We start from the raw sequence: 20,273 nt of genomic DNA, 5'->3' as shown, positions 1-20,273 counted from the left end.
ATGGTTGCGACGGCGCATTCCGGCGCGGACGGCCCGCTCGCGGTGCCGCCCCCTGCCCCTCGGTCCGATTGGGACGCCTGGGGCGTCGAGCCCGCACGACTGCCTCCGGGCGCGAAGGCCCTGGTCGCGGCCCTCCTCCCCGGCAAGGCACATCCCGTCCCCCGGCGCCCGCGCCCGACCCTCACGCCTTCCCGGCTCGACGAGGTCGCCCTCGCGGCGCTCGCAGAGGTCGTCGGATCCGCCCACGTCACCCGCGACGATGAGATGCGCGCGCTTCACCTCGGCGGCAAGAGCACGCTCGACCTGCTCCGGCGGAGGCAGGACGATCCGCAGGCGGCGCCGGATGCCGTCGTGTCGCCCGGCGATCACGCCGAGGTCGCGGCCATCCTCGCCGTGTGCGGCGAGCATGGCGTCGCGGTGGTGCCCTTCGGCGGCGGCACGTCGGTCGTCGGCGGCGTAGACCCCGCCCGCGGCGCGCACCGGACCGTGATCGCCCTGGACCTGTCCCGGACCGCCGCGCTGCTCAGCCTCGACGAGACGTCGCTGCTCGCGACGCTGGGCGCCGGGACGACAGGCCCGCAGGCCGAGGCCATGCTCGGCGACCGGGGCTACACGATCGGCCACTTCCCACAGAGCTTCGCCTACGCCTCGATCGGCGGCTACGCGGCGACGCGCTCGAGCGGTCAGGCGTCGCGCGGCTACGGCCGCTTCGACGACCTGGTCCATGCGATGCGGATCGCCACGCCCGCGGGCGAGCTGACCGTCGGCCGGGCTCCGGCCAGCGCCGCGGGACCCGACCTCCGTCAGCTGTTCCTCGGCTCGGAGGGCGCGTTCGGCGTACTCACCGAGGTCACGGTGCGCATCCGGCCGGTTCCCGCCGCGACCGTCTACGGAGCCTGGACCTTCCCCGACTTCGACTCGGGCGCGGCGGCCCTGCGCGAGGTGACGCAGCGCGGCATCCGTCCCACCGTGCTGAGACTCAGCGACGAGACCGAGACCCGGGTGAACGCGGCGATGGGCGGGCACCTCACCCGCCTGGGCGGCGCGCTCGCCGTCGCGACCTTCGAGGGCGCGACCCCGGCCGAGGCCGAAGCCACCCGGACCGCCGTGGCCGAGATCTTCAGCGCGCACGGCGCGCGATCCCGCGGCGAGGATCCTGCGCGGTCGTGGGAGCGCGGGCGCTTTGCGTCCCCCGCCCTGCGCGACACGCTCATGGACTCCGGCGTCCTGGCCGAGACGCTCGAGACGGCGGCGGTCTGGGCGGACCTGCCCGCGCTCAAGACGGCGGTGACCTCAGCGCTCACGGAGAGCCTGGCCGCCGCGGGTACCAAGCCCCTCGTGCTGTGCCACGTCTCGCACGTCTACCCCGCGGGCGCCTCGCTGTACTTCACCGTCGTGGCCGCGCTCACCAGCGACCCTGCGGCGCAATGGCAGACGGCGAAGGATGCCGCGTCCCGCGCGATCTCGCAGGCCCGGGGCACCATCACCCACCACCACGCCGTGGGACGCGACCATCTCCCCTACCTCGAGGCCGAGATCGGCCCCCTCGGGACCGAGGTGCTCCGCGCCGTCAAGGCGGTCCTCGATCCGCGCGGGATCATGAACCCGGGCGTCCTGGTGGCCCCCGCCCCTGCCCCCGACGGCTCGGGCGCATGAGGGTCGCCCTTCTGATGAACCCCGCGGCACGAGCGGGGTCGCACGCCGACGCCGCCCGCGACGCCGCCGAACGGCTGCGCGCGCACGGCATGCAGACCGCGATCGTCAGCGGAGGCAGCGCCTCGGAGTCGACGAGCCTGCTGCGGGCGGCGATCGCCCTCGCCCCGGACGCCGTGGTCGTCGCCGGGGGCGACGGCACCGTGCACCTGGCGATCCAGGAGCTCGCCGGCACCGGCATCCCTCTCGGCATCATCCCTGCGGGCACCGGCAACGACGTCGCCGCGATGGTCGGGCTGCGCGAGCTGGATGTCGCCGCTGCCGCCGACACGATCATCGCCGGCCGGACACGGCGCATCGACCTCGCGCGAGTGACCCGCCAAGACGGCTCGACGACCTTCTTCGGATCGGTGCTCGCGAGCGGCTTCGACTCCAAGGTGAACGACCGCGCGAACGCCATGAGGTGGCCGCGCGGCCACTCGCGCTACAACCTGGCCATCCTGGCGGAGTTCCTGACGCTGGCCGGGATCGCCTACGAGGTCAATCTCGAATTCGCGGACGGGTCGCGCGAGCGCGTCGCGGGCGAACTGGTGATGGCGACGGTCGGAAACGGGCGCACGTACGGCGGCGGCATCCCGATCTGTCCCGATGCCGACCCCGCAGACGGCCTGCTCGACGTCGTGCTCGTGCGCCCCGCCGGCAGGCTGCGGCTGCTGCGCCTGCTGCCGAGGGTGTACGCGGGCACCCACGCTGCGGTGCCCGAAGTGAGCATGCACCGCGTGCGGTCGGTGCGTCTGGCCGCCGCGGGCGTCACCGCCTATGCGGACGGCGATCCGATCGGCGCATTGCCGCTCACCGTCGACGTCGCCCCGGGCGCCCTGACCGTCTTCACCGCAGGCGGCTGACCGCCGGCGGGGTCAGTGCGTGGCCTGGACCGCGCGGAGCCTCTCGAGCACCTGATCGCGCAGCTCTTCGGGTGCCGTCTCCTTGCACGCCCGTGCCACGACCTCGGTGAGGGTGCGCGCGACGAGCGCCTCGTCCCGACAGCCCGCGCAGTGCTCGAGATGCTCGGCGATGTCGGTGTGCCGGGTGTTGCACACCTCGTTGCGCAGGTACTCCTCGAGATCGCGCCGCGCCTTCTCGCAGCCGCAGTCCGTCATTTCATGCTCCTTGTGGCGGCCGTGGAGATGCCGCGCTCTTTCGCGTAGTCGGCCAGCAGTTCACGGAGCATTCGCCTGCCACGATGCAGGCGGCTCATGACCGTGCCGATGGGGGTCTTCATGATGTCGGCGATCTCCTGGTAGGCGAAGCCCTCGACGTCGGCGAGGTACACCGCCAGCCGGAAGTCCTCCGGGATGGCCTGCAGCGCGTCCTTGACCACCGAGGCCGGCATGTGGTCGATGGCCTCGGCCTCGGCCGAGCGGCTGCTCGTGGCGGTGGTCGACTCGGCTCCGCCGAGCTGCCAGTCCTCGAGCTCGTCGATGGTGCCCTGGTAGGGCTCGCGCTGCTTCTTGCGGTAGGTGTTGATGTACGTGTTCGTGAGAATCCGGTACAGCCACGCCTTGAGGTTCGTGCCCTGGGTGAACGTCTTCCACGACGCGAACGCCTTGACGAAGGTCTCCTGCACGAGGTCTGCCGCGTCCGCCGGGTTGCGCGTCATGCGCATCGCGGCGGCGTACAGCTGGTCCATGAAGGGCAGAGCCTGCTCTTCGAACTGGGTTCGCGCGTCCTGCACTGCGCCGATCGGGTCGCTCATCACGCGCCAGTCTACGGCGGTGTCGTCCCAGGCATCCTGAGCATCGGACGCGGATGCCGCAGCGCCAGGTCGGTCGAGGGTGGCGATCATCCGGCTCGGTTCTCCCTATCGTCGTTTCCGCTCGCTGGGGAGCGGTTCAGTAGGGTAGAACCCGATGACAGTGCACGGGTATTCCCCTTCCACCGCGCCGGATGCGCGCGGCCCCTGGCGTGCCCCCGTGGCCGATGGGCCGCTGCACGCGAGCGTGACCGTTCCGGGATCGAAATCGCTCACGAATCGTGAGCTCGTCCTCTCCGCTCTGGCCGAGTCGCCCAGCCGGCTCACGTCTCCGCTGCACTCGGACGATTCGGCGCGGATGATCGACGCGCTGCGGGCGCTGGGCGTCGGAATCGAGCTCGAACCGGGCGCCGGCAGCTTCGGCGACGACATCGTCGTGACGCCGACGTGGCCGCTGCGCGGCGACACCGTGGTCGACGGCGGCCAGGCCGGCACCGTCATGCGCTTCGTCGCCGGGCTCGGCGGCTTCGCGCGCGGTGACGTCACGGTCACCGCCCATGAGAGCGCACTGCACCGCCCCATGGGCGCCATGATCACGGCGCTGCGCGACGTGGGCGTCGACATCGACGACGGCGGGCGCTGGGCGCTCCCCTTCATCGTGCGCGGCCACGGGCACACCCGCGGCGGCGAGGTCACGATCGACGCCAGCGCCTCGAGCCAGTTCGTGTCGGGCCTCCTGCTCGCCGCGCCGCGCTTCGACGTCGGCCTGCACCTCCACCACTCCGGCGAGCGCCTGCCGAGCATCCCTCACATCGACATGACCGTCGAGTCCCTCGCCCACCGCGGCGTCCACGTCGAGCGTCCCGCTCCGGGCGAATGGATCGTTCCCGCAGGGCCCGTGCGCGGCAAAGAGGTCGCGATCGAGCCGGACCTCTCCAACGCCGCTCCGTTCCTCGCCGCCGCGATGATCGCGGGCGGCTCGGTGTCGGTGTCCGGCTGGCCCGCTCACTCGACGCAGCCGGGCGCGATGCTCACCGACATCCTCGCCTTCATGGGAGCCAAGGTCGTCCGACGCGGCGGTGCCCTCACGGTGACCGCAGGCGCGGGCATCCAGGGCATCGATCTCGACCTCTCGGCCGCGGGCGAGCTCACCCCCACCGTCTTCGCGCTGGCGGCGTTCGCCGACGGCCCCTCGACGCTGCACGGCATCGGCCACATCCGCGGGCACGAGACCGATCGCATCGCCGCCCTGGTCGGCGAGCTGCGCGGCCTCGGCGGCGAGGCGCACGAGCTGCCCGACGGCATCCGCATCGTGCCGCGCCCGCTCACCGGCGGCACCTGGCACGCCCACCACGACCACCGCATGGCGACGACCGGGGCCATCATCGGGCTCGCCGTGCCCGGCGTCGAGGTGGACGACATCGGCACCACCGCCAAGACGATGCCCGAATTCCCGCAGCTATGGCAGGCCATGCTCGACGACGGCACGGCCGGCGCTCTCTCCGCGGAGACGATGCAGGCATCGTGAGCTGGCTCGACGATCCCGACGAGGACGACGACGAACTCGAGTTCGATGAGGCGAACGTGCGCGTGCGCCCCAACCCGAAGGCGAACCGCCCGCGCACCAAGCGCCGGCCGGCACACGCCGACGCCCGCATCGCGCGCGTGCTCGGCGTCGACCGGGGTCGCTACACGGTGCTGGTGGACGAGGACGGCCCCCACGAGCACCTGATCTCCGCCGTCCGGGCGCGAGAGCTGCGCAAGATGCCGATCGTCACCGGCGACCGGGCGCGGGTGGTCGGCGACACGTCCGGCGACGAGGGGACGCTCTCGCGCATCGTCGGCATCGAGGAGCGCACGTCGCTGCTGCGCCGCAGCGCCGACGACACCGACCAGGTCGAGCGCATCATCGTCGCCAACGCGGATCAGATGCTCGTCGTTGTCGCCGCGGCCGATCCCGAGCCGCGGGCCCGGCTCGTCGACCGCTACCTCGTGGCCGCGCTGGATGCCGGCATCCGTCCTCTGCTCGTCGTCACGAAGACGGATCTCGCCGATCCCACGGAGTTCCTCGGCCACTTCGAGGGCCTGGACCTCGAGGTGTTCACCAGCGGCATCGAGGAGATGCCGCTCGAGCGCATCGGCAGTGCGCTGGTCGGGCACTCCACGGTCTTCGTCGGCCACTCCGGCGTCGGCAAGTCGACGCTGGTCAACGCCCTCGTGCCGGCGGCTCGCCGCGCCACCGGGCACGTGAACGCCGTCACCGGGCGGGGGCGGCACACGTCCAGCTCGACGGTCTCGCTGCGGTACGAAGGTCCTGCCGGTGCCGGCTGGGTCATCGACACACCGGGCGTGCGCTCGTTCGGACTCGGCCACGTCGACACCGCGAACATCCTGCGGGCATTCACCGATCTCGACGAGCTGGCGCGGGAGTGCCCCCGTGGCTGCACCCACCTGCCGGACGCCCCCGACTGCGCGATGGCCGAAGCCGTCGCCGCGGGACGACTCGGCCCGCGTGGCGCGGCGCGCCTGGAGTCGCTGCAGCGGCTGCTGGAGACCTTCGCCAAACGCGATGCGGCCCGCGACGGCGGAGCCTAGGCTGAGAGGCGTGACTGAGCGCCTCGAACCCGGATCCCCCGCCCCCGACTTCACCCTGCTCGACCAGGACGAGCGCGAGGTCTCGCTCGCGAGCCTGCGCGGCACCGGGGTGATCGTGTTCTTCTACCCGGAGGCGATGACGCCGGGCTGCACGACCGAGGCGTGCGACTTCCGAGACAGCCTGGCTCCCCTGCAGGCGGCGGGCTGGACGGTGCTGGGCATCTCGCGCGACGAGCCGGAGAAGCTGCGGCGCTTCCGCGAGCGCGACGGCCTGACCTACGACCTGCTGAGCGACCCCGACCACTCGGTCCACGAGGCGTACGGCGTCTGGGGCGAGAAGGTCAATTACGGCAAGACGTTCATGGGCGTGCTGCGGTCGACCTTCGTCATCGACGCCGAGGGTCGCATCGAGCACGCGCTCTACAACGTCAAGGCGACCGGCCACGTCGCTCGCGTGCGCAAGCTCGTCGGCCTCGACGCGGCGTAGCCGCTGGGGCGCACGCGGCCGGTGCCGTGCGCAGTCGGCTCAGGCCGAGGCATCCTCGCGCTCGGCGGTTCCGGCTTCGCGAACCGCCAGCACGAGGAGCACGAGCACGCCCAGCGCGGGCGCACCGAGCACCAGGGCGGTGGCGGGCTCCGCGTAGGATCCCGTCGCCGCGCCGAGCGCGATGGCCAGGATGAGCACCTGGGTGACGATCGCGCCCGACCGGCCCCACGAGCGGCCACGCCAGATCGCGACGGAGAACGCTGCGACGGCCGCCGCCCCCGCGGCGGTGAGCACGAGCAGCGCGATGGCCGTGTCGATCGAGGCCGTATCCGCCGAGAGCAGGGCGACCACCTGCCACACCACCAGGGCGACGAGACCGGCAGCCTCGAGGGCGACCAGGACGGCGGCGATCCGGCCGAAGAGGGGTGTTCGCATTCGTGACAGTCCTTGAGGGTGAAGGGGCTCTGGATTGTGCGAACCCTCCATGCCGTGGAGGGAATACTCAGCAAGTTGCACAGAAACGGCCACGTCATCCCTTGATCCAGGTGAACGGCTGTGGGACGATTGGTAAAGCCGTGTGCTCCCACAGCGACGTGGGGCGAGCCAACGCTCGCACCTCCCCAGGGTACCGGACCCGAATCCGGCGCCCTCGTCTCTACAGAACCCCGTATCAAGGAGCACCACCATGGACTGGCGCGATAAGTCAGCCTGCCTGACCGTCGACCCCGAGCTGTTCTTCCCCGTGGGGAACACCGGACCTGCTGTCGATCAGATCGAGAAGGCCAAGTCCGTGTGCGCTCGCTGCACCGTGACCGAGGTCTGCCTGCAGTACGCCCTCGAGACCGGTCAGGACTCGGGCGTGTGGGGCGGCCTCTCCGAAGACGAGCGTCGCGCGCTCAAGCGCCGCGCCGCTCGCGCCCGCCGCGCCTCCTGAGCCCGGCCGCACCCGTCACGTCTCACTGAGACGCACGCCATCGCCTGAGACCTCCGGCATCGCCCGGAGTCTCAGGCGAAACGCTGTGTCCCGGCTTCGGCGTACGCCGACGGATGCCGCGGCGTCAGTTCGCGGCGCGCTCGATGTAGCGCAGCGGGATCTCGATCGTCACCTCGGTGCCGCTGCCCATGATGGTGTGCCAGTCGATCGTGCCGCCGAGCTCGCCCTGGATGAGGGTGCGCACGATCTGTGTCCCGAGGCCACGGCCGACCTGCCCCTCGGGCAGCCCGGTGCCGGTGTCGCGGACGCGCACCTCGAGGTGCTCGCCGTCGCGTTCGGCGATGATCTCGACGTCGCCCTCCTTGCCGGCGAGTCCGTGCTCGACGGCGTTGGTGACGAGTTCCGTGAGGGCGAGGGCGAGCGGCGTGGCGTACTCGCTCGGGAGCGTGCCGAACTTGCCGGTCGAGTGGGTCTTCGCGCGGGTGTTGGGTGCCGCCGCCACTTCCGCGACGAGCTTCAGCACGCGTGCGAAGACCTCGTCGAAGTCGACGTTCTGCGCGAGCCCTTCCGACAGGGTGTCGTGCACGACGGCGATCGCCGACACGCGCCGCATCGCCTGGGTGAGCGCGTCGCGGCCCTCCTCGGTGTGCGAGCGCCGCGCCTGAATTCGCAGCAGTGAGGCCACCGTCTGCAGGTTGTTCTTGACGCGGTGGTGGATCTCGCGGATCGTCGCGTCCTTGGTGATGAGCTCCTGCTCCTGATGGCGGATCTCGGTCACGTCGCGGCACAGCACGATCGCGCCGATGCGCTTGCCGTGATCGCGTAACGGGATCGTCCGCAGCGACACCGTCACGCCGCGGGACTCGACGTCGGCGCGCCACGGCGCCCGGCCGGTCAGCACGACCGGGAGCGACTCGTCGAACTGGCGCTTGGCGGGAAGGATGCGCGTGACGACCTCGACCAGCGACTCGCCCTCGAGCTCGTCGTCGAAGCCGAGCCGGTTGAACGCGGAGAGCGCGTTGGGGCTCGCGAACGTGGTGACGCCGTCGACGTCGAGGCGCACGAGGCCGTCCGACGCCCGCGGCGCCCCTCGACGCGGGGCGGTCGGCGCGGACATGTCGGGGAAGTCCCCGGTCGCGACCATGCCGAACAGCTCGTCCGCGCAGTCGTTGAAGGTGATCTGCTGGCGCGAGGGCGTGCGAGCCTCACCGAGGTTCGTGTGGCGCGTGATCACGCCGATGGTCTGGGCGCCCTCGACGCCCTGCGCCCGCACGACCGGCACCGCGCGGACGCGGGTGGGGGTCTCTTCGAACCAGTCCGGCGAGGCCGAGTCGACGATGCGGGCCTCGTGGAACGCGTCGCGGATCTGCGTGCGCCACTGCGGCCGCACCCGGTCGCCGACGATGTCGCGATAGAAGAGGGTGGCCGCACCGCTCGGCCGCGTGTGCGCGACCGCGACGAACGAGTCGTCGGGCGTCGGCACCCACAGCACGATGTCCGCGAACGCGAGGTCGGCGAGAAGCTGGCCGTCGCCGGCGAGGCGGTGGAGCCACTCCACGTCCTCCGCGCTGGAACGGCCCTGGGCGTACACGAGATCGCTGAGGGTCGACACGCTTCTCAGCCTAGAGGGAACCGGCCGGCACGCCGGGCCGCGCTACGCCGCCGGCTGCGCTGCGCGACGGATGCCGCGGCCCGCCCGCTGAGGAGCACCCGTGGTGACGATGGCCTCGCCGACGAAGCGCCGCAGTGCCAGGGTGAACGGCGACTTCGGCGCGACCTCGGCCACCGGCCGCGCCGACAGCAGTGCGGCATCCACTGAGCGGGGGTCCTGCGGGAGGAACCACACGCGCTCGATGCCGGCGAACCGCTCGAGCGTGCGGCGCACCTGGCCGCGGGCATCGATGCCCAGCGCGCCGGGTCTGAGCTGATTGGCGAGGACGAGCACGGGGGTCGCCCCGATGGTCGCCCGCAGGTCCGGGTAGGCGCGCAGGAACCGCGCGACACCGACCGGATCGGCGCCGGCCACCGCGACCACGAGATCGGCGGCTCGCAGCGCCGCAAGCGTCGCCGCGTTGCGCCGTGGCCCGTCGAGGTCGCTGACGATCTCCTCGTCGCGCTCGACAGAAGACGCGACATCGACCACGGTGCACTCCGCCCACCCGCGACAGGCGGCGAGAGCGCCCGTCACCCGGGTCTCACTGAGCTCGGGCCACCGCGAGGGGCGGTTGATGCCGGTCAGCACGTCGACGCCGGTGCGCCCCAGAGGCACGCTCACCCGGGTGAGCTCCGCCGCGTCGACGCCGCCGAACTCGCTCTGCCGGCAGGCGGCCGCGAACCCCGGCCCCTCGTCGGCCAGGCCGAGTGCGAGCGCGATCGACGGCGCATGCGTGTCGGCGTCGACCAGGCCGACGTGCCGCCCTCCGCGGGCCAGCTCGACGGCCAGTTCGACGGACACCGTCGATCGTCCGGGAGCGCCTGCCGGACCCCACACGGCGATGAGGCGCGGCGCGCGGGCCGTGGGTCCAGCACCGCCGCCCGCGCGCTCCGGGGATGCGCGGAGCAGGTCGGCGAGTCGTCCGGGGTCGACGTCGCGCGGCGCGGGACGCTCGAGGCCGAAGGCCGCCGCCAGGCGCTCGGCCGCGACGTCGGCGCACAGCGGGACGATGCGGGTGGAAGCGCCGTCGCACAGCGCCACGACGGCCGCCGACACGGTCGCCCGCGAGATCTCGAGCACCACCGCATCGGCCTCGGCGATCGCGCTCCGCATCGATTCCACCTGGGGTCCGCGCAAGCCCTCGCCCACCACGCTCTCGAGGGCGTCCGCCGGCACGACGGCGAGGATCTCCTCCCCCTCGCGTCGGAGTCCTTCGGCGATTCCAGCACCGTCGTCGACGGCGACGAGGAGCTTCACGACCCCGACCCGGCTGCGGGCACGACCGAGAGCGCGGACGCGTCCGCCATCGCCGCGAGCGTCGCCGCCACGTCCGAGCGCGGGATGACGAGCTCCAGGGCCGCTGCGCCGCCGCCGATCATCGAGTCGTCGCGGGTGACCGACACGACGGTCGCGTCGGGCACGAGGATGCGCGGTGCGTCGTAGTCGCCGCCGTCCAGCAGGGGCGCCGCCCAGATCTCGACGACCGTGCCCGCACCGACCGCCGCCGGCACCTCGACGCTGCTCTGCACGACGACGTTCGTCGTCCTCGACCGCGCAGCCTCGCCCACTGCCGCAGCCGGGAGCAGCTCGCCCTCGGCGATCGTCCGAGTGGCCACGAGGCCGTCGGCGAGCGCGTCGGGGGTCAGATAGGCCTCGCCGAGCTGCCCGAGACCGACCTCGACGGCGCGCACGTCGTCGGCCGTGATGGCCTGTCCGGGCACGATGGTGTGGACCGCGGCGTAGACCGGAGCGGTCTGCCGGGCGGCCGAGACGACGAACCACACACCCGCGACGGATGCCGCGATCAGGAGGATCCCGAGGAGGAAGCGGGCATCGCCCCAGGGTGCTCGGCGAGGGCTGCGGACGGCGTCGGCGACGGTCATGGCATCCATCGTCGCGCAGCCCCGCCGAACGGCCCGATCTTTATCCACAGCCCCTCCGCCGCCGAGCCCCCGAGCTGTGGGCGGGCGCATAATGGGGGCATGCCCGAAAACCCGACTTCGGACGTACGTCTGCTCGCCCCCGCCCAGGTGGGCGAGGTGCTCGGCGTGTCGGTCGAGGAGGTCATGGCGCTGGTCGCCGAGGCGCGTCTGCGGGGCATGCGCGTAGGGTCTCCGGCCCGGTGGCGGATCGACGAGGCGAGCGTGGCCGCCTACCTCGATGACCAAGCCGAAGAGGCGCGCCGCACGGCGCTGTGGCAGCAGGCGCAGAACGCCAGCTTTCCCGAGCTCTGGGGCTCAGGACCGGTGCGCCACTCCGACTGAGACGGCGTTCCCGGTCACGCCTCAGGAAAGCACGGAGGACGAGTCGACCGCGATCCAGGCCACTGCGGCGAACGGGATGATCCGATGCCCGGTCACTGCGTCGGCACGACGCGGCGCCCCCGGCTCGTGCAGCGCGAGGTCGAGATGGTCGGCTCCGGCTCGGTCGATGGTGCCGCTGAGCGCGCGCCCGGACACCAGATGCACCGCCACTCCGGCCCGCCTGCGCACCAGATCGCGCAGCACGTAGCCGAAGGTCAGCCGGTCGGACAGTCCCGGTCGCGACGGAGCGGGCCGAGCGCTGCGCAGCAGGTCTGGGTGCGGCATCCCGATGCTCGAGACCGACGCGAACGGCGCGAGGACCGCCCCGGAACGACCCTCGACGGGCACGACGGCCACCCAGTCCGCACCGACCGCCGTCACGGCGGCGCGCACCGACGAGCCGTCCGCGAAGTCGACCGAGACCGGCGGCGCGGCGGTGTCGTCGGCGCACAGCTGCGCCAGCCTCTCCCGCAGCGTCACGCGGGAGAGCCGCAGGCGTTCTGCCTCGGTGTCGAGCGCGGCACGCTCGGCCTCCCATTCGGAGGCGAGCTGATCCTCCAGATCGTCGAAGAATCTGTCCCAGCGCACTCAGCGAGAGTAGGGCAATCCCGTCGCAGGCGATCGTGAGTTATCCACAACTGCGACCGGACGATTATCGATCCGATCGGCACGTGTGCTGTACTGTCCGCAAGACATCACCTGTCGAGATGGGACCCATGGCAACGACGCCCGCGGGAACAGCCCGCGTACACCGAACGCCCGGCGCCGCCGAGCTCTCCGAGTTCTTCGCGCCCCAGCGAACCCCCACGACCGCGCTCCCCGAGCCCGAGCCGTTCCTGCGCAACATCACGCGCGGGGTGCTAGAGGTGCTGGCAGGAGTGAGGGAGGTGGACCAGCTCGCCCGCTGGCTCACCGAGGATGCCTATCGCAAGCTGGTGACCCGCTCGAACCTCGCGGCCCGCGCGCGCAGCGCGCGCGGGGTCCCCGCCCGCCGGCCGGTGCGCACCATCCTGTCCGTGCACCACTCCTCCCCCGTCGACGGTGTCGTCGAGTCCGTCGTGATCGTCCAGGGGCCTGCCCGCACGCGCGCGGTCGCTCTGCGACTCGAGGGCATGGACGGGCGCTGGCGCACGACCTCCCTCGCACTCCTCTGACGCGCACGCGTCAGTCGTCGTCCTGATCGATCAGGGCGAGGAGCGACTTCAGCGCATCCCGGATCTCGAAGTGGTCGTGCTGCCCGGCCCGACTCTCGCCCGAGATCACCCCGGATCGATGCACCTTCCGGAAGTCGCCGAACGGAAACGAGTACGCACCCTTGGTCTCGCGGTCCTCACGCCGGTCCACTCCCAGGTGCCAGTGGGAGTACTCCGTCCACCCGTTCTGCTCGATGAAGGCGTTCTCCTCGTCCGCCGTGGGCGCTGCCTCGGACCAGTCGTCGCGCTGGTCGTTCACGACCTTGCCGTCACGGATGAGCGCCCGCGCGTGGCGCAGGGCAGGCTGATTCAATTCGATGGCCATGCCGAGACGCTACGACGCGGCCGGCGGCGAGGGTAGGGGTTGACGAACGCCGGAGGGTGCGGCATCCGCCTGCTCACTGCCGGTACGAGGCCAGGAAGTTGCCGAGCCGCTCGATCGCCTCGGAGAGGACGCGCGCCTCCGGCAGGGTGACGATCCGGAGGTGGTCGGGGGTGGGCCAGTTGAAGCCCGTCCCCTGCACGAGCAGCACGTGCTCGGCGAGGAGGAAGTCCAGGACGAGCTTGCCGTCGTCGCGGATCTCGTGCACCTCGGGGTCCAGCCGCGGGAACGCGTACAGAGCGCCGGAGGGGCGGACGCACGATACGCCCGGGATCGCCTCGAGGCCTTCCCACGCCGCGTCGCGCTGCTCGTGCAGGCGGCCCGTGGGAGCGATGAGAGCGTCGATGGACTGCACGCCGGACAGCGCCGCCTGGACGGCGTGCTGCGCCGGGACGTTCGGGCACAGCCGCGTCGAGGCGAGCAGCATGATGCCCTCGAGGAACCCGGAGGCGTGCTTCTTGGGGCCTGTGATGACCAGCCAGCCCGAGCGGAAGCCGGCGACGCGGTAGGTCTTCGACAGGCCGTTGAACGTCAGGACCAGGAGGTCGGGCGCCACCGAGGCCATCGGGATGTGCTGGGCCTCGTCGAAGAGGATCCGGTCGTAGATCTCGTCGGCGAGCACGAGGAGCGAGTTCTCACGCGCGATCTCCGCGATGCCCTCGAGCACCTCGCGCGAGTAGACAGCGCCGGTGGGATTGTTCGGGTTGATCACGACGATCGCCTTGGTGCGCGGAGTCACCTTGGCGCGGATGTCGTCGAGGTCGGGCTGCCAGCCGTTCTGCTCGTCGGCGAGGTAATGCACCGGGGTGCCGCCGCCGAGGCTCGTCATGGCCGTCCAGAGCGGATAGTCCGGGGCCGGGATCAGGACCTCGTCACCCTCGTCGAGCAGCGCCTGCATCACCATCGTGATGAGCTCGGAGACCCCGTTGCCGAGGAAGACGTCATCCGGGCCGAACGCGGGGAAGGTCGGATCCTGCTCATACCGGTAGACCACAGCGCGCCGGGCCGAGATGATGCCCTTGCTGTCGCTGTACCCGTGCGCGTTGGGCACGGCTTCGATCATGTCGCGCACGATCTGGAACGGGGCCTCGAAGCCGAAGACAGCCGGGTTGCCGGTGTTCAGCTTGAGGATCGTGTGACCCTCGTTCTCGAGCCGGTCGGCCTCGACCAGGGCCTGCCCGCGGATCTCGTAGAGCACATCCCGGAGCTTGCTGGACTGATCGAGGGGGCGAAGCGGACTCATCGGATCAGGATAGCGGCGCCGCGAAGGGGCCAATCGCCGCGCCGTGGCCCGGCTGGAACGCGAGAGCGGGACGGGCCCGGAGGTCCGTCCCGCTCTCGAGCGCCTGCGGTTACTTCTTGCGCTGGTCGGCGGCGCGACGCTGGGCGCGGTTCTGCGGGGCCGGATCAGGAGCGGATGCCGCGGCATCCGTCCGCTGTCCGAAGGCGCCGCGCTGCGGCTCGGCTGCCGGCGCCGCCGGAGCCGGGGTCGCCGCCGCGGTGGTGGCCGCCTGGCGCAGACGGTTGGTCGCCGCCTGCTGCACCTGGCCGCGATCGTTGCGCACCTCGACCTCGCCGGCGTCGTTGGCCGCCGAGTACTCGAGGCTCTGCGGAGCGGCCGGGATCGCGCCGAGTCCCTTGGCGTCGACCTCGGCCTCGCCGTCACCGGCCCGACGCACCTCGACCTCGAGGTTGTAGAGGTAGCCGACGGACTCCTCCTTGATCTGGCCCATCATCGCCTGGAACATCTGGTAGCCCTCGCGCTGGTACTCGATCAGCGGGTCGCGCTGGGCCATGGCGCGCAGGCCGATGCCGTCCTTGAGGTAGTCCATCTCGTACAGGTGGTCGCGCCAGCGGCGGTCCAGCACCTGGAGGACGACGCGGCGCTCGAGCTCGCGCGTGGCCGGGGTGCCCAGCGTCTCCTCGCGCTTGTCGTAAGCGATCCGGGCATCGGAGAGGATCTCGCGCTTGAGACCCTCCGACGAGATCCCGCCCTTGCGGCCGGCGGCCTCGGCGACGACCTCGTCGATCGTGACGCTCACCGGGTAGAGGGTCTTCAGCTCGGTCCAGAGCGCGTCGAAGTCCCAGCTCTCGTTGTGCCCGGCGCCGGTGTGGTCGTCGATGAGGGCGTTGATGGCGTCTTCGATGAAGTGCTGCACGCGATCGGCGATGTCGTCGCCCTGCAGGATGTGCCGGCGGTCGGAGTAGATCGCCTCGCGCTGCCGGTTGAGGACGTCGTCGTACTTGAGGACGTTCTTGCGGATCTCGGCGTTGCGCGCCTCGACCTGACTCTGGGCCGACTTGATGGCCCGCGAGACCATGCCGGACTCGATCGCGACGTCGTCGGGGAAGTTCGTGCGGGCGAGGATCGCCTCGGCCGCTCCCGACTGGAACAGCCGCATCAGGTCATCGGTGAGCGACAGGTAGAAGCGGCTCTCGCCGGGGTCGCCCTGACGGCCGGAGCGACCGCGCAGCTGGTTGTCGATGCGGCGGGACTCGTGGCGCTCGGTACCCAGGACGTACAGGCCGCCGACCTCGACGACCTTCGTGCTCTCCTCGGCGATGCGATCGCGCACCGCCTCGTACACGGCGTCCCACTCGGCCTCGTACTCATCGGGCGTCTCGACGGGATCGAGGCCCTTCGCCTTCATCTCCTGCACGGCGAGGAACTCGGCGTTGCCGCCGAGCATGATGTCGGTGCCTCGTCCGGCCATGTTGGTGGCGACGGTGACGGCGCCGAGGCGACCGGCGCGGGCGACGATCTCGGCCTCACGTGCGTGGTTCTTCGCGTTGAGCACCTCGTGCTTGATGCCCTTCTTCGCGAGCAGCCGCGAGAGGTACTCGCTCTTCTCGACGCTCACCGTGCCCACCAACACGGGCTGCCCGGACTCGTGGCGCTTGGCGATGTCCTCGACGACCTGGACGAACTTCGCCTCCTCGTTCTTGTAGACGAGGTCGGACTGGTCCTTGCGGATCATGGGCTTGTTCGTCGGGATCGGCACGACACCGAGCTGGTAGGTCGACATGAACTCGGCGGCCTCGGTCTCGGCCGTACCGGTCATGCCGGCGAGCTTCTCGTAGAGGCGGAAGTAGTTCTGCAGCGTGACGGTGGCCAGGGTCTGGTTCTCAGCCTTGACCGGCACCGCCTCCTTGGCCTCGATCGCCTGGTGGATGCCCTCGTTGTAGCGGCGCCCCACGAGGATGCGGCCGGTGTGCTCGTCGACGATCATGACCTCGTCGTTCATCACGACGTAGTCGGTGTCGCGCTTGAACAGCGCGAGCGCCTTGATCGAGTTGTTCAGGAACGAGATGAGCGGGGTGTTGGCCGACTCGTACAGGTTGTCGATGCCGAGGTAGTCCTCGACCTTCTCGATGCCGGGCTCGAGCACGCCGATCGTGCGCTTCTTCTCGTCGACCTCGTAGTCGACGCCGACCTCGAGCGTCTTGGCGATCTTCGCGAACTCCACGAACCAGCGATTGGCCTCGCCCGACGAGGGGCCCGAGATGATGAGCGGCGTGCGAGCCTCGTCGATGAGGATCGAGTCCACCTCGTCGACGATCGCGAAGAAGTGACCGCGCTGGACGAGGTCCTCCTTGCGCCATGCCATGTTGTCGCGCAGGTAGTCGAAGCCGAACTCGTTGTTCGTGCCGTACGTGATGTCGGCGTTGTACTGCTCGCGGCGGATCTCCGGCGTCTGGCCGGCGACGATGATGCCCGTCGTCATGCCCAGGGCACGGTAGATGCGGCCCATGAGCTCGGCCTGGTACGAGGCGAGGTAGTCGTTGACCGTGATGACGTGGACGCCCTTGCCGGCGATGGCGTTGAGGTACACCGGGAAGGCGCCGGTGAGCGTCTTGCCCTCACCGGTCTTCATCTCGGCGATGTTGCCGAGGTGCAGCGCCGCGCCGCCCATGATCTGGACGTCGTAGGCGCGCTGGCCGAGTGTCCGCTTCGCGGCCTCGCGCACGGCGGCGAAGGCCTCGGGCATCAGCTGGTCGAGCGTCTCACCGGCCTCGAACCGGGCGCGAAGCTCGACGGTCTCGCCGCGCAGCTCGTCGTCGGTGAGGTGGGCGTAGTCCTCTTCGAGGGCGTTGACGGCCTTCACGACCTGCTGGAGCCGCCGGAGGATGCGACCCTCGCCGGCACGAAGCAGTTTCTCGAGGGGGTTGGCCACGGAGTGTCTCCATCTGTCGGGTGTGGCGCGATCGGCGCCGGTGCCGCCGGGGACTTCTCCCCAGGCATACCTGCCTATGTTATCCGCCCGTGACCTTGGCGTGGGCTGGGTGTGGGTGGGGGTGGACGGGAATGTTTCCGAGTATGCATATACTCGGCAATTACATACCGGGTAGTCCCCGAACGAGAGGTGCGGCATGGTGGTCTGGCGGCGGTGGATCTTCCCGATTCTGATGGTGGTCATTCTGGGTGCGGCAACGGCCGCGCTGGTCAAGATCGCGTTCTTCCCCGACAGCGCTCCGACGGCGGCCGTCGAGCCGTCGGCGCAGATCGCAGACCCCGTCGTGGCCGTGGGCCGGGCGGACGTGAGCAACGCGCTGAGCCTGCCGGGCACGGTCGCGCGGGATGCCTCATACCCCGTCCGCTCGGCAGTCGACGGCACCGTGACCGCCGTACACGTCAGCGCAGGCCAGTCCGTCGCCGCGGGCGCCAAGCTCTACACGATCAAGCAGACCGATCCGGTGAAGAACGTCGACGTCGTCGCCCCCGAGGCGGGCGACGTGAGCGAGCTCACGGTGATCAAGGGCCAGCCGGCGTCGATCGGGACGGAGCTCGCGACGCTCACCCCGGCGCGCTACCACGTGCAGGCCACCGTGGAGCCGGTGCAGCTCTACCGCCTGCAGGGTGCTCCTGCCGAGGGATCGGTGACGATCCAGGGCGGTCCCGCCCCGTTCGTCTGCACGGGCTTGAAGGTCGAGGTCGCCGAGGACGGCACGACGACCGTCGCGTGCGCGGTGCCCGCGGATCAGACGGTGTTCGCGGGGCTGCAGGCGCAGCTCGACGTCGACCTCGGCACCGTGTCGGGCGTGCTCGCCGTGCCGACCACTTCCGTCAAAGGCGGTGCGGGAACGGGGGTCGTCTGGGTGGACTCCGGAGACGGCGCCCTGGAGGAGCGCGATGTCACGCTCGGCGTGAGCGACGGCACGATGGTCGAGGTCACGGCCGGGCTCGAGGAGAACGAGCAGGTGCGTCAGTACGTCCCCGGCGTGGCCGCTGCCGACGAGCCCGTCTGCTACGACGACGGCATGGGCGGCGAGTACTGCGAACCGGCGGGGTGGAACTGGTGAGCCTCGTCCGGCTCGAAGGCGTCACGAAGCACGTGATGCTTCCCGACGACACGCGGCTCGACATCCTGCGCGGCATCGACCTCGAGATCGCGGCGGGCGATCATGTCGCCGTGGTCGGACGCAGCGGCTCCGGCAAGTCGACCCTCCTCAACCTCATGGGCATGCTCGATGCGCCCTCGGACGGGACTGTCGCGTTCCGAGGCGAGCCGGTGCGGCGCATGCGGAAGGCCCGACTCGACCGGCTGCGCGGCCGCAACGTCGGATTCGTGTTCCAGCAGTTCAACCTGCTCGCGGGACGAACCGCCTTGGAGAACGTGATGATGCCGCTCGGGTATGCGCGCGGCCGGGAGTTCTGGACGCGGCGCACCGCTGCCACGCGCATGCTCGAACGCGTCGGACTCGGCCATCGCATCGAGTCCACGCCCGAGCAGCTGTCCGGCGGCGAGCAGCAGCGGGTGGCGATCGCGCGGGCGCTGGTGCGTCGTCCGACGCTCATCCTGGCCGACGAGCCCACAGGCGCACTCGACGTCGAGACCGGGGCATCCGTCATGGCCCTGCTCGACGAGATCGCCTCGGAGGCCGACGCCGCCCTGGTCACGATCACCCACGACCTCAACGTCGCCGCCCGCGCCCGGCGCCACTACCGGCTGGACGCCGGCGTGCTCTCCGCCTTCGCGCTCGATGTCTCCGCGAACGCAGACGCGGCAGACGCGTCCGGGCTCGCCGCGAACGTCGAGGCGAGCGCCGATCCTGCGGCTGCGACGGATGCCGACCCGAACCCGGCGCTCGACCGAGTCGAGGTGTCGTCATGAGCGGTCTCATCGGCGCTCTCAGCGAGGCGTGGTCGGAGATCCGTCATCACAAGCTCCGTGTCCTGCTGAGTCTCATCGGCATCGCGGTGTCGGTCGGCGCGATCACCGCCGTCGTCGCCCTCAGCGAGTATCAGCAGCAGCAGATGGCGGAGCAGTCGGATCGCATCGGCGGTCGCCCCGCGACGATCCAGTTCACCGCCCACGGCGCGACGATGGACTGGAAGGCCTTCGGCGCACACGTCGACCGCGTCGCCGAACGATACGACTTCTCGCATCTCAGCCGGATCGTGGACCCGGTGATGCTGCCGCTGCAGACCCCGGAGCAGGTGCGGCAGGTCTCGACGCGTCTCGTCGACCCCGCGTACCCCGTGATCCATCGCACACCGCTCCTGGAGGGTCGCTGGTTCGGGGAAGCCGGTGCCGATCTCGCCTCGCCGCCGGTCGTCATCTCCGAGTCGCTGTGGGACGTCTACGGCCGTCCCGACCTCGCGTCGGGGTTCGCCCTGAAGCTCCAGGGGGACGTGGGCGGGTCGTACACCGTCGTGGGTGTGACGCCACGGGAGTACACCGGCGACGAGGACAAGCACGTCACGATGCTGTATACGGATTACACCGCGCGCGGGGGCACCCTTCCCGCCGACATGGGGATCGTGTGGGAGACATGGGTCCCCGAGGACATGGCGGCGGAGATCGGCCCCGTGCTCGCCGCGGACCTCCGTGCCGGGGTCGACGACTCCGTCGAGGTCACCGTGAACCGCACCGATTGGGCGTCGCGGCCGGACCAGGCGCAGTTCGCGCAGACGTTCGAGCTGATCACCGGTGGGATCGCCGGACTGGTCCTGCTGCTGGGCGGCCTGGGCCTGGTGAACATCCAGCTCGTGGCGATGCGGCAGCGCATCCGCGAGATCGGCGTGCGGCGCAGCTTCGGCGCGACCGGAAGCCGCATCTTCACGTCCGTGATGCTCGAGTCCGTCGTCGCCACCGCGGTCGCAGGGGTCGTCGGCATCGCGATCGCGGTCGCGATCCTGCAGGCCCCGTTCGTGCTCGACATGTTCCAGGGGATGCAGGACGTCCCGCCGTTCCCGATGCGCGCGGCCGTCGTGGGACTCGTCGCCGCGGTTGCGATCGGCGCCCTCGCAGGATTCATCCCCGCCCTCGTCGCCGTACGGTCCAACGTCATCGACGCGCTGCGTTTCTGACGCCGCG

General features: G+C 71.0%; 21 protein-coding genes. 11 read left to right on the top strand and 10 right to left on the bottom strand.

Annotated elements, in window-relative coordinates:
• Positions 1-1,656, top strand: a complete 1,656-nt coding sequence (locus ASD56_RS14685) for an FAD-binding oxidoreductase (protein ID WP_082541513.1) — start codon at positions 1-3, stop codon at positions 1,654-1,656.
• Entirely contained in the window at positions 1,653-2,558 is a 906-nt protein-coding gene (locus ASD56_RS14680; RefSeq protein WP_055967506.1) for a diacylglycerol kinase, read from the top strand. Before ASD56_RS14685 ends, ASD56_RS14680 begins: the two co-directional genes overlap by 4 nt.
• A gap of 12 nt (positions 2,559-2,570) precedes the next feature.
• Here the strand turns inward: ASD56_RS14680 and ASD56_RS14675 are convergent, their stop codons facing one another.
• Positions 2,571-2,813: a hypothetical protein gene (locus ASD56_RS14675; protein WP_055967503.1), complete on the bottom strand. Its 243-nt coding sequence runs from the start codon at positions 2,811-2,813 to the stop codon at positions 2,571-2,573.
• A complete protein-coding gene (locus ASD56_RS14670) occupies positions 2,810-3,499 on the bottom strand; it encodes a sigma-70 family RNA polymerase sigma factor (RefSeq protein WP_055967500.1) in 690 nt (229 codons plus the stop codon). Before ASD56_RS14670 ends, ASD56_RS14675 begins: the two co-directional genes overlap by 4 nt.
• 64 nt (positions 3,500-3,563) lie before the next feature.
• Between ASD56_RS14670 and aroA the strand changes: the two genes are divergently transcribed.
• The 3 genes from aroA to bcp are packed head-to-tail and all read left to right on the top strand — an operon-like array spanning position 3,564 to position 6,488.
• Positions 3,564-4,934 (top strand): 3-phosphoshikimate 1-carboxyvinyltransferase, encoded by a 1,371-nt coding sequence (gene aroA / locus ASD56_RS14665; protein WP_055967496.1) that lies wholly within the window; start codon positions 3,564-3,566, stop codon positions 4,932-4,934.
• Entirely contained in the window at positions 4,931-6,001 is a 1,071-nt protein-coding gene (rsgA, locus tag ASD56_RS14660) for a ribosome small subunit-dependent GTPase A (protein ID WP_055967493.1), read from the top strand. Before aroA ends, rsgA begins: the two co-directional genes overlap by 4 nt.
• Positions 6,002-6,011: 10 nt before the next feature.
• On the top strand, positions 6,012-6,488 hold the full coding sequence (gene bcp / locus ASD56_RS14655; RefSeq protein ID WP_055967489.1) for a thioredoxin-dependent thiol peroxidase: 477 nt from the start codon (positions 6,012-6,014) through the stop codon (positions 6,486-6,488).
• Positions 6,489-6,527: 39 nt separating this feature from the next.
• Here the strand turns inward: bcp and ASD56_RS14650 are convergent, their stop codons facing one another.
• Positions 6,528-6,923, bottom strand: a complete 396-nt coding sequence (locus ASD56_RS14650; RefSeq protein ID WP_055967484.1) for a hypothetical protein — start codon at positions 6,921-6,923, stop codon at positions 6,528-6,530.
• Between the two features lie 250 nt (positions 6,924-7,173).
• Between ASD56_RS14650 and ASD56_RS14645 the strand changes: the two genes are divergently transcribed.
• A complete protein-coding gene (locus ASD56_RS14645; protein WP_055967481.1) occupies positions 7,174-7,422 on the top strand; it encodes a WhiB family transcriptional regulator in 249 nt (82 codons plus the stop codon).
• A gap of 124 nt (positions 7,423-7,546) precedes the next feature.
• Here the strand turns inward: ASD56_RS14645 and ASD56_RS14640 are convergent, their stop codons facing one another.
• From ASD56_RS14640 to ASD56_RS14630, 3 genes are read right to left on the bottom strand one after another with little or no spacing between them, the layout of a single operon-like run.
• Positions 7,547-9,034, bottom strand: coding sequence for a sensor histidine kinase (locus tag ASD56_RS14640; RefSeq protein WP_055967476.1), 1,488 nt, complete (start codon positions 9,032-9,034; stop codon positions 7,547-7,549).
• 42 nt (positions 9,035-9,076) lie between these two features.
• The gene (locus ASD56_RS14635; RefSeq protein ID WP_055967473.1) at positions 9,077-10,333 is read right to left on the bottom strand and encodes an AAA family ATPase; all 1,257 of its coding nucleotides are present in this window, start codon (positions 10,331-10,333) and stop codon (positions 9,077-9,079) included.
• Positions 10,330-10,959: an SAF domain-containing protein gene (locus tag ASD56_RS14630; protein ID WP_055967470.1), complete on the bottom strand. Its 630-nt coding sequence runs from the start codon at positions 10,957-10,959 to the stop codon at positions 10,330-10,332. Before ASD56_RS14630 ends, ASD56_RS14635 begins: the two co-directional genes overlap by 4 nt.
• A 99-nt stretch (positions 10,960-11,058) precedes the next feature.
• Between ASD56_RS14630 and ASD56_RS14625 the strand changes: the two genes are divergently transcribed.
• A complete protein-coding gene (locus ASD56_RS14625; protein WP_055967465.1) occupies positions 11,059-11,340 on the top strand; it encodes a helix-turn-helix domain-containing protein in 282 nt (93 codons plus the stop codon).
• 21 nt (positions 11,341-11,361) lie between these two features.
• Here the strand turns inward: ASD56_RS14625 and ASD56_RS14620 are convergent, their stop codons facing one another.
• The gene (locus ASD56_RS14620) at positions 11,362-11,967 is read right to left on the bottom strand and encodes a hypothetical protein (RefSeq protein ID WP_055967462.1); all 606 of its coding nucleotides are present in this window, start codon (positions 11,965-11,967) and stop codon (positions 11,362-11,364) included.
• A 128-nt stretch (positions 11,968-12,095) separates the two neighbouring features.
• On the opposite strand from ASD56_RS14620, the gene ASD56_RS14615 reads away from it, so the two are divergent.
• The gene (locus ASD56_RS14615) at positions 12,096-12,533 is read left to right on the top strand and encodes an Rv3235 family protein (RefSeq protein ID WP_055967459.1); all 438 of its coding nucleotides are present in this window, start codon (positions 12,096-12,098) and stop codon (positions 12,531-12,533) included.
• A 10-nt stretch (positions 12,534-12,543) separates the two neighbouring features.
• On the opposite strand, the gene ASD56_RS14610 is transcribed toward ASD56_RS14615, so the two are convergent.
• The 3 genes from ASD56_RS14610 to secA all read right to left on the bottom strand — a co-directional run bounded on the left by ASD56_RS14610 (position 12,544) and on the right by secA (position 17,129).
• Positions 12,544-12,897 carry a hypothetical protein gene (locus tag ASD56_RS14610; RefSeq protein WP_055967456.1) on the bottom strand — a complete coding sequence of 118 codons (354 nt, stop codon included), beginning with the start codon at positions 12,895-12,897 and terminating at the stop codon, positions 12,544-12,546.
• 73 nt (positions 12,898-12,970) lie between these two features.
• The gene (locus ASD56_RS14605; protein ID WP_055967453.1) at positions 12,971-14,197 is read right to left on the bottom strand and encodes a pyridoxal phosphate-dependent aminotransferase; all 1,227 of its coding nucleotides are present in this window, start codon (positions 14,195-14,197) and stop codon (positions 12,971-12,973) included.
• Positions 14,198-14,306: 109 nt separating this feature from the next.
• Positions 14,307-17,129, bottom strand: coding sequence for a preprotein translocase subunit SecA (gene secA, locus ASD56_RS14600; protein WP_055967451.1), 2,823 nt, complete (start codon positions 17,127-17,129; stop codon positions 14,307-14,309).
• 196 nt (positions 17,130-17,325) lie between these two features.
• On the opposite strand from secA, the gene ASD56_RS14595 reads away from it, so the two are divergent.
• From ASD56_RS14595 to ASD56_RS14585, 3 genes are read left to right on the top strand one after another with little or no spacing between them, the layout of a single operon-like run.
• Positions 17,326-18,255 (top strand): efflux RND transporter periplasmic adaptor subunit, encoded by a 930-nt coding sequence (locus ASD56_RS14595; RefSeq protein WP_055967448.1) that lies wholly within the window; start codon positions 17,326-17,328, stop codon positions 18,253-18,255.
• Entirely contained in the window at positions 18,252-19,067 is an 816-nt protein-coding gene (locus ASD56_RS14590) for an ABC transporter ATP-binding protein (protein WP_082541511.1), read from the top strand. Before ASD56_RS14595 ends, ASD56_RS14590 begins: the two co-directional genes overlap by 4 nt.
• Positions 19,064-20,266, top strand: coding sequence for an ABC transporter permease (locus tag ASD56_RS14585; RefSeq protein WP_055967445.1), 1,203 nt, complete (start codon positions 19,064-19,066; stop codon positions 20,264-20,266). Before ASD56_RS14590 ends, ASD56_RS14585 begins: the two co-directional genes overlap by 4 nt.
• Positions 20,267-20,273: the final 7 nt, after the last annotated feature.

It is taken from the genome of Microbacterium sp. Root166 (assembly GCF_001427145.1).
GTDB lineage: Bacteria > Actinomycetota > Actinomycetes > Actinomycetales > Microbacteriaceae > Microbacterium.
The sequence above is the reverse complement of the archived record's forward strand: the minus strand, read 5'-3'. Positions and strand labels throughout refer to the sequence as shown.

Coding starts and splice junctions, on each gene's coding strand:
- ASD56_RS14685 (WP_082541513.1), top strand. CDS start 1: ATGGTTGCGACGGCGCATTCCGGCGCGGACGGCCCGCTCGCGGTGCCG.
- ASD56_RS14680 (WP_055967506.1), top strand. CDS start 1,653: ATGAGGGTCGCCCTTCTGATGAACCCCGCGGCACGAGCGGGGTCGCAC.
- ASD56_RS14675 (WP_055967503.1), bottom strand. CDS start 2,813: ATGACGGACTGCGGCTGCGAGAAGGCGCGGCGCGATCTCGAGGAGTAC.
- ASD56_RS14670 (WP_055967500.1), bottom strand. CDS start 3,499: ATGATCGCCACCCTCGACCGACCTGGCGCTGCGGCATCCGCGTCCGAT.
- aroA (WP_055967496.1), top strand. CDS start 3,564: ATGACAGTGCACGGGTATTCCCCTTCCACCGCGCCGGATGCGCGCGGC.
- ASD56_RS14650 (WP_055967484.1), bottom strand. CDS start 6,923: ATGCGAACACCCCTCTTCGGCCGGATCGCCGCCGTCCTGGTCGCCCTC.
- ASD56_RS14645 (WP_055967481.1), top strand. CDS start 7,174: ATGGACTGGCGCGATAAGTCAGCCTGCCTGACCGTCGACCCCGAGCTG.
- ASD56_RS14630 (WP_055967470.1), bottom strand. CDS start 10,959: ATGACCGTCGCCGACGCCGTCCGCAGCCCTCGCCGAGCACCCTGGGGC.
- ASD56_RS14625 (WP_055967465.1), top strand. CDS start 11,059: ATGCCCGAAAACCCGACTTCGGACGTACGTCTGCTCGCCCCCGCCCAG.
- ASD56_RS14615 (WP_055967459.1), top strand. CDS start 12,096: ATGGCAACGACGCCCGCGGGAACAGCCCGCGTACACCGAACGCCCGGC.
- ASD56_RS14610 (WP_055967456.1), bottom strand. CDS start 12,897: ATGGCCATCGAATTGAATCAGCCTGCCCTGCGCCACGCGCGGGCGCTC.
- ASD56_RS14605 (WP_055967453.1), bottom strand. CDS start 14,197: ATGAGTCCGCTTCGCCCCCTCGATCAGTCCAGCAAGCTCCGGGATGTG.
- ASD56_RS14595 (WP_055967448.1), top strand. CDS start 17,326: ATGGTGGTCTGGCGGCGGTGGATCTTCCCGATTCTGATGGTGGTCATT.
- ASD56_RS14585 (WP_055967445.1), top strand. CDS start 19,064: ATGAGCGGTCTCATCGGCGCTCTCAGCGAGGCGTGGTCGGAGATCCGT.